Source organism: Actinophytocola xinjiangensis, assembly GCF_001921215.1.
In the GTDB taxonomy this organism is placed as follows: domain Bacteria; phylum Actinomycetota; class Actinomycetes; order Mycobacteriales; family Pseudonocardiaceae; genus Actinophytocola; species Actinophytocola xinjiangensis.
This window is the reverse complement of sequence record NZ_MSIF01000019.1, coordinates 69,984-82,576: the sequence shown is the minus strand read 5'-3', so window position 1 is coordinate 82,576 and position 12,593 is coordinate 69,984. Positions and strand designations below refer to the sequence as shown.

The following is a 12,593-nucleotide window of genomic DNA, read 5'->3' as shown; positions in this document are numbered from 1 at the left end:
CGTGTCCCAACAGCTCCGCGGGCTTGTGCCGATCCTGGCGACGCCGTTCACCGCGAACGGCGAGCTGGATCTGCCGAGTCTGCGCCGCCTGACCGAGTTCCAGCTCACCAGCGGTGTGTCCGGGACGGCGGTGTTCGGGATGGCCAGCGAGGGGTTCGCGCTGACCGCGCAGGAGCGGCGTCGGATCCTGGCGACGGTCGTCGAGGTGGTGTCCGGTGCCGTGCCGGTGGTCGCCGGGGTGAACGCCACCTCCACCGTGACCGCCCTGGAGCAGGCGCGCGAGGCCGCCGACGGCGGCGCGACGACGTTGATGGTGTTGCCGCCGTTCATGGTCCGGCCGAGCCCCGCGCAGCTCGTGGACTTCTTCGGTGAGGTGGCGGCCGCGACCGACGCCGAGGTGATGGTGCAGGACGCTCCCGGTGTGACCGGGGTGGCGATGCCGGTCCCGCTGGTCGCGCAGATCAGCGCACTGTCGGGGGTGACGTCGGTGAAGGTCGAGGCGCCGCCGACGGCGTTGAAGGTGTCCGGTCTGCGGGCCGCGCTGCCCGACGGGGTCGCGGTGTTCGGCGGCCAGAACGCCCAGTTCGTGCTGGACGAGTACGCGCGGGGCGCGGTGGGCACCATGCCGGCCTGCGAGTTCCCCGACCTGTTGGGTCCGGTGCTCGCCGCGTGGGAGAACGGCGAGCAGGCGAAGGCCCGCGCGGAGTTCACCCGGCTGCTGCCGCTCATCGTGTTCGGTCTCCAACCGGGCGCGGCCTGGGCGGTACACAAGGAGGTGCTGGTGCGGCGGGGCCTGATCGCCACGGCGTGTGTGCGGCGGCCGGCCAGTGACCTGGACGACCAGGCGCGCGCGTCGCTGGACACGATCCTCGACGACCTGGAGCTGGGTGTGGGCCGATGACGGGTCGGGGGGTGCTGGTGGTCGGTGCGTCGTCGGACATCGGGCGGGCGATCGGCCGGTGGTTCACCGATCGCGGCGACCGGGTGTTCGGTGTGTCGCTGGAGGCCGGTACCGATCCCGGCTACGTGCGGATGGTCGCGGGTGACTGTGCCGATCCGGCGGTCGCGGCGGCCACCGTCCGCGCGGCGGCCGCGGAGCTCGGCGGGTTGGAGGTCGTGGTGTGCGCGGCGGCGATCATGCCGGTCGCGTCCGCTCGGCGGACCACCGACGAGCAGTGGCGCGCGGCGTTGGGCGCGACACTGGACGGGGCGTTCTACGTGTGCCGGGCCGCGTTGGGTGTCCTGGGCCGGGGAGGGGCGATCGTGTCGGTGAGTTCGGTGAACGCCTCGCTGGCGGCGCCGGGCCTTCCGGCGTACGCGGCGGCGAAGGCCGGGCTGGAGGGCCTGACGCGCCAGCTCGCGCTGGAGTACGGGCCGGCGGGGATCCGGGTGAACGCGGTCGCTCCCGGCATGATCGGCAACCCCGACCTGCCGGCGGTGGCCGAGGGGTATCCGTTGCGCCGCACGGGTACGCCGCGCGACGTCGCCGAGGCGGTCGGCTTCCTCGCCTCGCCGCAGGCCGGTTTCGTGACCGGCGCGGTGGTGCCGGTCGACGGCGGCCTGTCGATCAGTTCGCCGGCGGCGTGGCTGCGCCCGGACCTGCGGCGTCGGTGGCTGGACGATGCCGGGGACCAGCGGGAATGAGTCCGGGCGGACGGGCGGGGTGGGTCGGTACCTGGGCCGCGTCGGCGTCGGGCACCGACCCCGGGTACGCGGGCCGGACGGTGCGGTGTGCGGTGCGCGCCAGCGTCGGTGGCCGGGCGGTGCGGGTGCGACTGACCAACGCCCTGGGCACCGGGCCGCTGCGGCTGGCGTCGGTCACCGTGGCTCTCGGCGTGCCGGGCACCGCGGCTGCGGTGGCCGGCACGGTCCGCGCGCTCACCTTCGGCGGTTCGCCGCCGGTCGTCGTCCCGGCCGGCGGCCAGGTGTGGTCGGATCCGGTGGCGCTGGCCGTGCCCGACGGGGGTGATCTGCTGGTCAGCGTCTTCACCGGGGAGTGGACCGGGCCGGTCACCCACCACGAGCACGCTCACCAGACCAGCTTCCTGTCCGGTGCCGGCGACCACACGGCCGACGAGTCCGGCGCGGTGTTCACCGCGACGATCGCGTCCTGGCCGCACGTGTGCGGCGTCGACGTGCTGGGCGAGGCCGTCGGCGCGGTGGTGGCCTTCGGTGACTCGATCACCGAAGGCACCTGTTCCACCCCGGACGCCCACCGTCGCTGGCCGGACCACCTGGCGCGCCGGCTGATCGCCGAACCGGGCCCGACACGCCTGGGGGTGCTCAACGCCGGGATCAGCGGCAACCGGCTGCTCACCAGCGTCACCAGCCCGAACGCGTTGTCGCGGTTGGACCAAGACGTGCTGTCGGCGCCCGGCGTGCGTGCGGTGGTGGTCCTGCTGGGCATCAACGACATCATCGGCGAGCCGCGTCACCGTGACCCGGCGCCGGTCGTCGCCGCGCTGGGTCAGGTGGCGGCCCGGGTGCGGGCACGTGGCCTGGTCGTCGTGGGCGGCACCCTGGTTCCCTGCGGGGGCGCGGAGAACCACACGGCCGAACTCGAGGGGGTGCGCCTGGCGGTGAACGAGTTCGTCCGCCACGGCGGCGCGTTCGACGCGGTCGTCGACTTCGACGCGGCGCTCAGGGATCCCGCCGCAGCGGGCAGGATGCGCCCGCGCTACGACTCCGGTGACCACCTGCATCCGGGCGACGCCGGGTACCGCGCGATGGCCGAGGCGGTCGATCTGGCCGTGTTGGCGGGCTCACCAGGTGGGGTGGGCGCTGACGCCGCCGTCGACGACGAGGTTGTGGCCGGTGATCCAGGTGGCGAGCGGGGAGGCCAGGAACACGCAGGCGTTGGCGACGTCGGCGGGGGTGCCCAGCCGGGTCAGCGGCGCGGCGGTCCGCCAGCGGTCGACGCCGGCCGGCCAGTCGGTTTCCAGACCGGGTCGGTCGATCAGCCCGGGTGAGACGGCGTTGACCCGGATGCCGTGCCGACCGTATTCGAGGGCGGCGGCCCTGGCGTGCATGACGAGCCCGGCCTTGGCGCTGCTGTAGTGGGCGTGGCCGGGCGCGGGCTGCAGGGCCTCGATGGAGGCGATGTGCACGATCGAGCCGCCGTGGCCGGTCATGATCCGCGCGGCGGCCTGGGTGCACAGGTGTGCGCTGGTGAGGGTGGTGTCGAGCATGGCGCGCCAGTCGGCGGCGGACAGCTCCGGCAGCGGCCGTACGGGTTGGATGCCGGCACAGTTGACCAGGGTGTCGAGCCGGCCGGCCCAGTCGGCGGCGGCCCGCACGAGGTCGGCGCAGGCGTGCTCGTCGGTGAGGTCGGCGGTCAGCGCGGTCGCGGTGGCGCCGAGGTCCTCGATCCGGCGGACCACGCTTTGGGCGCGGTCACGGTCACGGTGGTAGTGCACGGCGACGGCGCTGCCCGCCTGGGCGAAGCGCAGCGCGATGCCGGCGCCGATGCCGCCGCTGGCCCCGGTCACGAGGGTCGCGGTGCCGGTCAGGTCGGGCAGGGCGGGGTCAGGCATCGGTGGTCCCTGTCAGGCGCAGCGGGGCGTGTGGGCGGCACAGCGCGCGGATCCGGTCGGCGACCCTCGGGTAGGCGGCGCACAGCTGGTCGGCGTCGCCGCCCTCGTAGTCGGCGTCGACGAAACCGGGGGCCATCGTGGTGCCGCACAGTGCCCAGCGTCCGCCGGCGACGACCTGGGCGCCCATCCAGGTTCCGGCGGGCGCGGTGAGTTGGACGTGCTGGCCGGGCCCTGGTCCGAGGGTCTCGACGCGGTCCTGGCCGTCGGGGCCGAGCAGCAGCACCTCGACCGGGTCGCCCCGGTAGAAGTGCCAGATCTCGTCGATGGGCAGCCGGTGCATCGCGGAGAACAGGTCGGCCTCGTTGGCCAGCAGCAGGGTGATCGCCGAGCCGGCTGGCCGGCCGGTGGCGTCGGCCGGGCCGGCCCAGGTGCGGCGGAACAGCCCGCCCTCCACGGGCAACGGTTCGAGCCCGTGGCGGGCGGCGAGCGCGGCGATCTCGTCACTGAGCTGTTCGGGGGGCACGGGTCGATCCTGTCATCACCGCGGGCCCGGTGTCCTTGTGAGGACCCCAGGCCCTGAGCTACGTTTTCATCCGATCACTTCCGTCACAGGAGGACCGGATGCGCAGCGTTGCCACCACCTTTGCGCGCGATGTCGGCTTAGTCATCAGATCTATCGGCCGACGCGCTCGAAAAGCGACCGCTCTGACAGCGGTGCTCGCGACCAGTGTCGCGCTCGCCCCGCCCGCGGCCGCCCATCCACCACCGTCCACCGTCCCGGACTACGAGCCGACGCTCGAGTCGCTCAACAGCCACCCCACCCCCAGCTGGTTCAACGACGACAAGTTCGGCATCTTCATCCACTGGGGTGCCTACTCGGTGCCCGCGTGGGGGCCGCGCGGCAGCTATGCCGAGTGGTACTGGTACTACCAGAACCAGCAGGGCTGGCCGACCAACGGCCACCACCGCGAGACCTACGGCGAGCAGGCGGCCTACGACAGTTTCATCGACCAGTGGAAGGCCGAGAAGTTCGACGCCCAGGACTGGGTGAAGCTGTTCAACGACGCCGGCGCGAAGTACTTCGTGCTGACCTCCAAGCACCACGAGGGCGTGTCGCTGTTCGACAGCCAGGTCTCCGGTCGCGACACCGTCGACCTCGGCCCCAAGCGTGACCTGGCCGGCGAACTGTTCGACGCGGCCGAGGAGGACGGCAAGCTGCGGTCGGGCTTCTACTACTCGCTCTACGAGTGGTTCAACCCCAGCTACACCGGCGTGCCCGCACGCAACGCCTACACCGGCGAGGAGATCCCCTACGTCGGCGCGCCGGTGGTCGACGACTACGTGGACGACTACATGCTCCCGCAGCTGCGGGAGCTGATCGGCCAGTACGACCCGGACATCCTGTGGTGTGACGGGCAGTGGGACAAGCCGGCCGAGTACTGGCGGATGAACGAGCTGGTCGCCGAGTACTACAACCAGGCCAAGAACCGCCCGTCCCCCAAGGACGTCGTGGTCGCCAACCGGTGCAAGATCGACACCGGGGCGCTGGACAGCACCGAGCTGGACTTCCAGACCCCGGAGTACACGGTGAAGCCGGACATCGACCCCAACAAGTGGGAGTCCAGCCGGGGCATCGCGCACTCCTACGGCTACAACGCCAACGAGCCGGAGGAGGACTACCTGACCTCCGACCAGCTCGTCGACTCGCTGGTGGACATCGTCAGCAAGAACGGCAACCTGCTGCTCAACATCGGCCCGAAGGCCGACGGGACGATCCCGGAGCTGCAACGCCAGCGGCTGCTGGACATCGGGTCGTGGCTGGACATCAACGGCGAGGCGATCTACGGCACGACCTACTTCAACCACGCCGAGGAACGCGGCGGCCCCGACGACGTGCGGTACACCGTCAAGGACGGCACCCTCTACGCCACGGCGCTGAGCTGGCCCGGCGAGGAGCTGACCCTGGGGTCGGACCTGCCGGTGGACCACAGCACGAAGGTCACGCTGCTCGGTTCGGACGGCGCGAGCCTGCCCTGGCACCGCGACGAGCAGGGCCGGGTCGTGGTGAGCACCCCCGAGGCGGGCGCGGACGCGACCGACAGCGAGCACGCCTACGTGTTCCGGATCTCGACGCCGGGTGTCCACCAGGTGCTGCGCTCGCGCGCGGAGCTGCCCGACGAGGTCGCCCCCGGGGTGACCACGGACGGCACGCTGACGCTGACCAACACCGGCCGCTCGCGGGCGCCGGCGGCGCGGCTGTCGGTCGAGAGCCCGAAGGGCTGGCGGATCAGCCCCGGTTCGACGGTGGTCGACCCGCTGGCTCCGGGCGCGGACAAGGAGCTGCCGCTGCGGGTGACACCGCCGGCGGGGGCCGAGCTGGGTTCCTACGAGATCGACGTGACCGTGCGGTGGGGGCGGATGAGCACCACGACGACGGTGCCGGTCGAGGTGGCGCCGCCGAACCTGTCGCGGGGCAAGCCGGCGACCCAGCAGTCGACGGCGTATGACTCTCCGGCGAGCCGCGCGGTCGACGGGAACACCGAGGGCAACCACGGTGCGGGTTCGGTGACCCACACGGCCGAGCCGTCGAACCAGGCGTGGTGGCAGGTGGACCTCGGCGAGGTCCATGATCTGGCCTCTGTGGACATCTGGAACCGCACGGACTGCTGTTCGGAGCGGTTGTCGGACTACTGGGTGCTGACCTCGGACAGCCCCATCACGGCCGACTCGCTGGAGGACGCGAAGGCCACGCCGGGTGTGAGCGCGGTGCACCTGTCCGGCCAGGCCGGGCGCCCGTCGGTGGTGGAGCTGCCGCCGGGTAGCACGGGCCGGTACGTGCGGATCCAGCTGGCGTCGCCGAGTGATCCGTTGTCGCTGGCCGAGGTTCAGGTCCGCGGCCGGTAGGGGAACTGTGCGGCTCCGGCGTCGCGGGACGCCGGAGCCGTTCCTCACGGCCGGTAGGGCTCGACGGTCTCCGCGGCCGCGCCGATCACGCCGTCGGCCGCCCCTTCGGCGGCACCGGTCACCCCTTCGGTGACGCCGGTGGCGGCGTCGGTCAGCCCGGTGGCGGCGTCGGTCGCGCCGGCCACGGTCTCGGTGACGCCGCCGGTGACACCCTCGACGGCGCCGGTCACGGTGTCGGCGTTCGGCACTTCCGCACCGGTCAGCTCAGTGACCTGCTCACCGGCCCCTCCCAGCAACTCAGCAGCCTTCTCCCTGACAGCGTCGAACAAACCCATGAAGTTGACCTTTCGGACATACTATACGAACAGTTAAGATTCGGACACTACGCGCAGTCGTCGTGTGGGTCAAACGCGCCCAGGGGTAGTTTGTGTCGATGGCGCGTCTGCATGTCGGCTGCGCGATGTGGACGCACAAGTCGTGGCCAGGCCGATTCCTCCCGAAGTCACTGCCGCCCGGAGAACGCCTGCGCGCCTACGCCAGCTGGTGCAACGCCGTCGAGGGCAACACCACCTTCTACGCCACGCCCACCCGGGCCACCGTCGAAACCTGGGCCCGGCAGACGAACCCGGACTTCCGCTTCGTGGTGAAACTGCCCAAGGTCGTCACCCACGAGCGCCGCATCACCGGCGTGGATGTCGAGATGCGCGCGTTCCTCGACGCCATCGACCCCCTCGGCGACCGCGCGGTCCTCTGGACCCAGCTACCGGCGTCGTTCGGCCCCACCGACGTCGACACCCTCGCCCGGTTCCTGCGCCGGCTACCGGCCGACCGTCGCCGCGCCGTCGAGGTCCGCCACCCGGACTTCTTCCACTCCCCCCGGGAGATCGCCCACCTGGAGTCGACCCTCACCGCCCACGACACCGAGTGGATCCCGTTCGACACCACGGCGTTCTTCGAGCGGCCGCCCACCAGCGAGGCCGAACACGACGCCTGGGCCAAGAAACCGCGGCTGCCGCGCCGCACGCGCGCCCTCACCGCCCACCCGGTCATCCGCTACCTCGGCCGCGACTCCGCCGAGGACACCGCCGCCGGCTGGCGCCCGTGGACGAGTGTGGTCGCCGGCTGGGTGCGGGAGGGCCGCTCCCCCACGGTGTTCGTCCACACCCCCGACAACACCCACGCGCCGGCCCTCACCCACCGCTTCCACGAGGACGTCCGCGCGCTGGTCCCCGACCTCGCCGCCCTCCCCGAACCGGACCCGATCGAGCCGGCGACCCTGTTCTGACCGGGTCACCGGGTGGACAGGCCGAGGGTCTTGCCGGACGAAGGGCCCACCACCGTGCCGGTTCACCGTGGCCGGAGCGTGGCCGAAACGTGGTCGGGTCAGCCGTCGCGACGGTGCAGGGTCGCGGTCGCGACGCCCAGCGCGGCGGCGGTCCACGCGGCGGTCGTTCCCAGGCCGCCCCAAGGGGTGTCGGGGTTGAGGCCGAGGCCGGGGGTGGTCGACAGCAGGAGCTGGTGCCAGTACGGGTCGGCGATCGCCTGGGCGAGAAGGGGGATCAGGTGGAGCAGGGCGAGGAGCAGGCCGATGCTGGTCGCGGGGTCGCGCACGACGGCGGCGATTCCCAGGCCCAGCAACGCTGTCAGGGTGAGGTGTGGGGCCGCCGGGAACACGCCGAGCGCTCCGGTCGCGGCGACCAGGCCGGCGACGACCGTGGCCTTGGCGGCGAGAACCCTGCCACGGCGCGGTGTCGCGGTGAAGGTCGTAAGGATCAGGCCCGCGCGGTACTCGTCGGTGATGGTCCGGACGGCCAGGATCGCCAGGGGGGCCTGGCTGAGCGCGGCGCCGGTGAGGGAGTGGCCGGTGAGGCGCCCGGCCGTGATGACGGCGAGGGCGGCGAGCAGCAGCCACCACGGGGCGGCGACGGTGCGGATCTTCGTCCACTCCGCGTGTAGCGCCGGCCTCACGCGTCTCTCCGGCGGAGCACGGCGGCGGCGACGGCCAGGGCCACCGCGGTGTAGGCCGCGAGGACGGCCAGGCCGGCCCACGGTGGCAGCGGGTAGTAGTCGTTGTAGGGCGTGTACACGCCGCTGACCTGGTGGTAGGGCACCAGCGTCTGCTGGACGGCGAAGGCCGCGGCCGGGGTCACGGTCGTCAGCCAGTGGGCGGCGTCGGGCGGCAGGAACGGGAGTTGGGCGACCAGCAGGTAGGGCAGGACGACGAGCGTGAGGACCGTGGTGACGGCGCCGCGCCGGAACACGGTGGCGACGGCCACGGCCAGGATCGCGGTGGTGGCGAGCAGGGCGGCGGTGCCGAGTTCCACCCGCAGCTGGGTCCACGGCGACACGGGAAACACGTACACGCCGCTGGCCCTGGCCAGCGTCGAACCCAGGGGGACCGCGACGGCCGACCCGGCCAGGCCGGCGACGAACGTGACCGCCCCCAGCACCACGGCCTTGGCCGCGAGCACCCGACCTCGGCGTGGGGTCGCGGTCAGGGTGACGCGCATCAGGTCGTCGCGGTACTCGGTGGAGACGAACTGGGAGGCCAGGACGATGACGGCGACCAGGGCGGCGAACGTGCCGGTGAGGATCTCGCGGAGGGTGCCGCCGCTGCCGAGGCCGTCGCGGACGGCGGGGGCCAGGTCACCGGCGCCGGTCACGGTGAGGCGGCCGGCGGTCTCGGTGAACGACCCGATCGTGCCGCGCGGGTAGCCACCGAACGTGGCGGTTCCGGCGCCGATCTGTTCACCGGTCCAGTGCCCGGGCGGGACACGGACGTCGTCGAAGACGGCGGTGGACGCGCTAGGAACGGTGCCTCTCCCCCGCACGACCTGGGGGGAGGCGACGAACAGGCCGACGCGCGCGTCGCGGCCGGGCACCTGGGCGGTGCCGACGGTCGTCCAGTGGGTGCCGTCGGCGGAGGTGGCGCCGGTGACGGTGTCGCCGTCGCGGTCCAGGCGCAGCCAGCGGGCCGGGGCGGCCGGCACGTCGTGGACGAAGTCGTGTTGCAGTCGGACGCCGTGGTCGCCGGTCAGCATGATCGCGGCGTAGCGCGAGCCGGGGCGGGTGCCGTCCTTGACGATCAGTCCGGCCTTGGCCCACGGCGCGCCGTCGGGGGCGATGACCGACGCGGAGATGGTGCCGTTCCCGGGCAGGGAGCGGTGCACGAGGTAGAAGCTGTCGGTGACCGGCCCGCCTTCCGGGCCGACCGGCACGGGCGGGGCGTTTCGCTGGTCGGTGCTGATGCCGGTGAGCACCGCGACCGCCACCACCATCAGGGCCGAGGCGAGCAGGCCGGCGACCCAGGCGCGGACGGTGCGCAGCTTGGTCCACTCGGCGTGCGGTGTCACGGCGTCGGGGTGCGGTACTGGACCGCGTCGCGGGTGAGTTCCAGGTAGGCGTCCTCCAGGGTGGCGCGGTGCGCGGTGACCTCGGCGAACGGGATCCCGGCGCCGGTGAGCAGCCGCACGACCTGGTCGGGCGGCAGGCCGGCGACGGTGGCGGTGTCCTGGCCGGTGGCGGTCACGGTGGCGCCGGCGCGGGTGAGGGCCGCGGTCGCGGACGGCCGGTCGGTGGTGCGTAGCGAAACCCGGCGCCCGGCCACGGCGGCGATCAGGTCGGCGACGCGCGTGTCGGCCACGACCCGGCCCCGGCCGGCCACGACGAGATGGTCGGCGGTGTCCTGCAGTTCGCCCATCAGGTGGCTGGAGACCAGGACGGCGCGACCGCGGGCGGCCAGTGAGCGCAGCAGGCCGCGCATCCAGATGATGCCGTCGGGGTCCATGCCGTTGAACGGTTCGTCGAGCAGGACGGCCGGCGGGTCGCCGAGCAGGGCGGCGGCGATCCCGAGCCGCTGGCGCATGCCCAGCGAGAAGCCGCCGGCCGCGCGCCGGGCGGCGGCACCCAGACCGACCTGGTCGATCACCTGGTCGACGCGTCGCGCCGGCAGGCCCTGGGAGTGCGCGAGCCACAGCAGGTGGTTGCGGGCGCTGCGGGAGGGGTGCGGGGCGGTGGCGTCCAGCAGCGAGCCGACGTGGGTCAGTGGGCGGCGCAGCTCGCGGTAGGGCTTTCCGTTGACCAGCGCGGTTCCGGCGTCGACGGCGTCCAGGCCGAGGATCACCCGCATCGTGGTGGACTTCCCGGTGCCGTTGGGGCCGACGAAGCCGGTGACCAGGCCGGGCCGCACGGTGAAGGTCATGCCGTCGAGGGCCTGGGTGGATCCGTACCGCTTGCGCAGCCCGGTGACGGCGATCCCGGTGGGTGGTGTCATGCGGTTGTTGTAGCCAGGGGCGGGTTCCGGCCCGGTCTCGTCGGTTGCGACCTGGCCGCGACCCGCCGACTGGCATCGTGGGGGCGGTGAGGCGCGGAACGGGCGGTGAGCCGAGGTGAGGGTCCTGGTGGCCGAGGACTTCGAGGTGCTGGCCCGCTCCATCGGCACCGGTCTGCGGCGGGAGGGGATGGCCGTGGACGTCGTGCTGGACGGTGCCTCGGCGCTCGACCGGCTGGCGTTGACCCGCTACGACGTGGTGGTTCTCGACCGGGACCTGCCGGGTGTGCACGGCGACGACGTGTGCCGGCGGATCACCGCCGACCAGCGCGGCACCCGGGTGCTGATGCTGACCGCCGCCGGCACGGTCGAGGACCGGGTCGAGGGGCTCGGCCTCGGCGCCGACGACTACCTGCCCAAGCCGTTCGCGTTCGCCGAGCTGATCGCGCGGGTCCGGGCGTTGGCCCGCCGGGCGGCCGCGCCGCTGCCGCCCACCCTGTCCTGCGGCGACATCACGCTCGATCCGGCGCGCCGCGGCGCCACGCGGGCCGGGCGGCGCCTGGACCTGAGCCCCAAGGAGTTCGCGCTGCTCGAATGTCTGCTCGCGGCGCCGGGGGTGGTCCTGTCGGCCGAGGAGCTGCTGGAGCGGGTCTGGGACGAGGCGGCCGACCCGTTCACCTCGGCGGTCAAGCACACCATGCACCGGCTGCGGGCCAAGCTCGGCGACCCGCCGGTGATCGTCACGATCCGCGAGGGCGGCTACCGGATCGGGCCGCCCGATGGCTGACGCGCTGCCCCGGCGGTCCCTCCAGGCGCGGCTGACCCTGTTCTACGCCTCGGCGGTGTTCGGGGTGGGGGTCGTGGTGCTGGCGGTGGTCACCGTCCCGCTCGCCGGTCTGCGGTCGACCGTTCCGGCGCACAGTGCGGCCACGCCCGCGTTGACCGGCAACGGCGACGGGATCGGCCCGCGGGCGCTGCTGGCCGGCGCGGTCGTGGCGCTGGTCGTGCTCGTCCCGCTGTCGGCGGCGGTGGGGTGGGTGGTGGCCGGCCGGTTTCTGCGCCCGCTGCGGGCGATGACCGCCACGGCCAGGGCCATCTCGGCCGGGAACCTGCACCGGCGGCTGGATCTCGGGGCGCCGGCCGACGAGCTGACCGAGCTGGGCCACATCCTCGACGACCTGTTCGCCCGCCTGGAGACGTCCTTCGACGCCCAACGGCACTTCGTGGCCAACGCCTCCCACGAGCTGCGCACCCCGCTCGCCGGCCAGCGGACCCTGCTGGAGGTCGCCCTCACCGACCCCGACGCCGACGCCACCACGCTGCGCGCGGCGTGTGAGCAGGCCCTGGACCTCGGTGGGCACCAGGAGCGGCTGGTGAGCGGGCTGCTGGCGCTGGCGACCAGCGAACGCGGCGTGGCCCGCCGGGAGCCCCTGGACCTGGCCGGTCTGGCCGCCGGGGTGCTCGCCGCGCGCCGCGAGGTCGCGGTCGGGCGCGGTATCGAGGTCGTCGAGCGGCTCACGCCGTCGTCGGTGGCCGGGGACGTGGGTCTGGTCGAGAGCCTCGTCGCGAACCTGGTCGACAACGCGTTGCGCCACAACCATCCGGGCGGGCAGGTGGAGATCACCACGCGGGGCCGGGCGGTCACGGTCGCCAACAGCGGTCCGGTCGTCCCGCCCGAGTAGCTGCCGCGCCTGCGTCGGCCGTTCCAGACCGGCCGGCGCGGCGACGGCTACGGGCTGGGCCTGGCGATCGTGGACGCCGTCGCCACGGCCCACCGCGCCACGCTCACGGTGTTCGCGCGGCCCGGCGGTGGACTGTCGGTGACCGTGAAGTTCCCGTCCTGACACGGTTGCTGGGAGTTTCCTGGGAGATCGGCACCGTTCGCG

At 73.3% G+C, this 12,593-nt stretch carries 13 protein-coding genes and 1 pseudogene; 8 read left to right on the top strand and 6 right to left on the bottom strand.

What is annotated here, in order from left to right:
• Position 1 precedes the first annotated feature (1 nt).
• From BLA60_RS30080 to BLA60_RS45790, 3 genes and pseudogenes are all read left to right on the top strand, one after another.
• Complete coding sequence (locus BLA60_RS30080) at positions 2-901, top strand: dihydrodipicolinate synthase family protein (protein ID WP_075136401.1); 900 nt, start codon at positions 2-4, stop codon at positions 899-901.
• A complete protein-coding gene (locus BLA60_RS30075; RefSeq protein WP_075136400.1) occupies positions 898-1,644 on the top strand; it encodes an SDR family NAD(P)-dependent oxidoreductase in 747 nt (248 codons plus the stop codon). The genes BLA60_RS30080 and BLA60_RS30075 overlap by 4 nt, the downstream gene beginning before the upstream one ends.
• Positions 1,641-2,729 (top strand): annotated as a pseudogene (locus BLA60_RS45790) (SGNH/GDSL hydrolase family protein); the annotation flags it as partial. The gene BLA60_RS30075 and the pseudogene BLA60_RS45790, both read left to right, overlap by 4 nt.
• 33 nt (positions 2,730-2,762) lie before the next feature.
• Here the strand turns inward: BLA60_RS45790 and BLA60_RS30065 are convergent.
• Together BLA60_RS30065 and BLA60_RS30060 are read right to left on the bottom strand one after the other, a co-directional pair.
• A complete protein-coding gene (locus BLA60_RS30065) occupies positions 2,763-3,533 on the bottom strand; it encodes an SDR family NAD(P)-dependent oxidoreductase (RefSeq protein ID WP_075136398.1) in 771 nt (256 codons plus the stop codon).
• Complete coding sequence (locus tag BLA60_RS30060; protein ID WP_154814718.1) at positions 3,526-4,056, bottom strand: cupin domain-containing protein; 531 nt, start codon at positions 4,054-4,056, stop codon at positions 3,526-3,528. The genes BLA60_RS30065 and BLA60_RS30060 overlap by 8 nt, the downstream gene beginning before the upstream one ends.
• A gap of 191 nt (positions 4,057-4,247) precedes the next feature.
• Between BLA60_RS30060 and BLA60_RS30055 the strand changes: the two genes are divergently transcribed.
• Positions 4,248-6,437: an alpha-L-fucosidase gene (locus BLA60_RS30055; protein WP_075136397.1), complete on the top strand. Its 2,190-nt coding sequence runs from the start codon at positions 4,248-4,250 to the stop codon at positions 6,435-6,437.
• Positions 6,438-6,481: 44 nt separating this feature from the next.
• Here the strand turns inward: BLA60_RS30055 and BLA60_RS30050 are convergent, their stop codons facing one another.
• Positions 6,482-6,772, bottom strand: coding sequence for a hypothetical protein (locus BLA60_RS30050; RefSeq protein ID WP_075136396.1), 291 nt, complete (start codon positions 6,770-6,772; stop codon positions 6,482-6,484).
• A gap of 125 nt (positions 6,773-6,897) precedes the next feature.
• Here BLA60_RS30050 and BLA60_RS30045 point away from each other — a divergent pair, with 125 nt between their 5' ends.
• A complete protein-coding gene (locus BLA60_RS30045; RefSeq protein WP_075136395.1) occupies positions 6,898-7,722 on the top strand; it encodes a DUF72 domain-containing protein in 825 nt (274 codons plus the stop codon).
• A gap of 98 nt (positions 7,723-7,820) precedes the next feature.
• On the opposite strand, the gene BLA60_RS30040 is transcribed toward BLA60_RS30045, so the two are convergent.
• From BLA60_RS30040 to BLA60_RS30030, 3 genes are read right to left on the bottom strand one after another with little or no spacing between them, the layout of a single operon-like run.
• Entirely contained in the window at positions 7,821-8,405 is a 585-nt protein-coding gene (locus BLA60_RS30040) for a hypothetical protein (RefSeq protein WP_075136394.1), read from the bottom strand.
• Positions 8,402-9,790, bottom strand: coding sequence for an ABC transporter permease subunit (locus BLA60_RS30035; protein ID WP_075136393.1), 1,389 nt, complete (start codon positions 9,788-9,790; stop codon positions 8,402-8,404). The genes BLA60_RS30040 and BLA60_RS30035 overlap by 4 nt, the downstream gene beginning before the upstream one ends.
• Positions 9,787-10,710, bottom strand: coding sequence for an ATP-binding cassette domain-containing protein (locus BLA60_RS30030; protein WP_075136474.1), 924 nt, complete (start codon positions 10,708-10,710; stop codon positions 9,787-9,789). The genes BLA60_RS30035 and BLA60_RS30030 overlap by 4 nt, the downstream gene beginning before the upstream one ends.
• 115 nt (positions 10,711-10,825) lie before the next feature.
• On the opposite strand from BLA60_RS30030, the gene BLA60_RS30025 reads away from it, so the two are divergent.
• Genes BLA60_RS30025 through BLA60_RS46455 form a run of 3 tightly spaced genes read left to right on the top strand, consistent with a single transcriptional unit; the run spans position 10,826 to position 12,551 of the window.
• A complete protein-coding gene (locus BLA60_RS30025) occupies positions 10,826-11,494 on the top strand; it encodes a response regulator transcription factor (protein ID WP_075136392.1) in 669 nt (222 codons plus the stop codon).
• Positions 11,487-12,389: a sensor histidine kinase gene (locus tag BLA60_RS30020; protein ID WP_211288898.1), complete on the top strand. Its 903-nt coding sequence runs from the start codon at positions 11,487-11,489 to the stop codon at positions 12,387-12,389. The genes BLA60_RS30025 and BLA60_RS30020 overlap by 8 nt, the downstream gene beginning before the upstream one ends.
• Positions 12,390-12,551, top strand: a complete 162-nt coding sequence (locus BLA60_RS46455) for a sensor histidine kinase (RefSeq protein WP_342744788.1) — start codon at positions 12,390-12,392, stop codon at positions 12,549-12,551.
• The last annotated feature ends 42 nt before the right edge of the window (positions 12,552-12,593 follow it).

What these genes read in the sequence shown, in the direction of transcription:
- BLA60_RS30075 (WP_075136400.1), top strand. Translation starts at nt 898, where the DNA reads ATGACGGGTCGGGGGGTGCTGGTGGTCGGTGCGTCGTCGGACATCGGG.
- BLA60_RS30065 (WP_075136398.1), bottom strand. Translation starts at nt 3,533, where the DNA reads ATGCCTGACCCCGCCCTGCCCGACCTGACCGGCACCGCGACCCTCGTG.
- BLA60_RS30050 (WP_075136396.1), bottom strand. Translation starts at nt 6,772, where the DNA reads ATGGGTTTGTTCGACGCTGTCAGGGAGAAGGCTGCTGAGTTGCTGGGA.
- BLA60_RS30045 (WP_075136395.1), top strand. Translation starts at nt 6,898, where the DNA reads ATGTGGACGCACAAGTCGTGGCCAGGCCGATTCCTCCCGAAGTCACTG.
- BLA60_RS30030 (WP_075136474.1), bottom strand. Translation starts at nt 10,710, where the DNA reads ATGACACCACCCACCGGGATCGCCGTCACCGGGCTGCGCAAGCGGTAC.
- BLA60_RS30020 (WP_211288898.1), top strand. Translation starts at nt 11,487, where the DNA reads ATGGCTGACGCGCTGCCCCGGCGGTCCCTCCAGGCGCGGCTGACCCTG.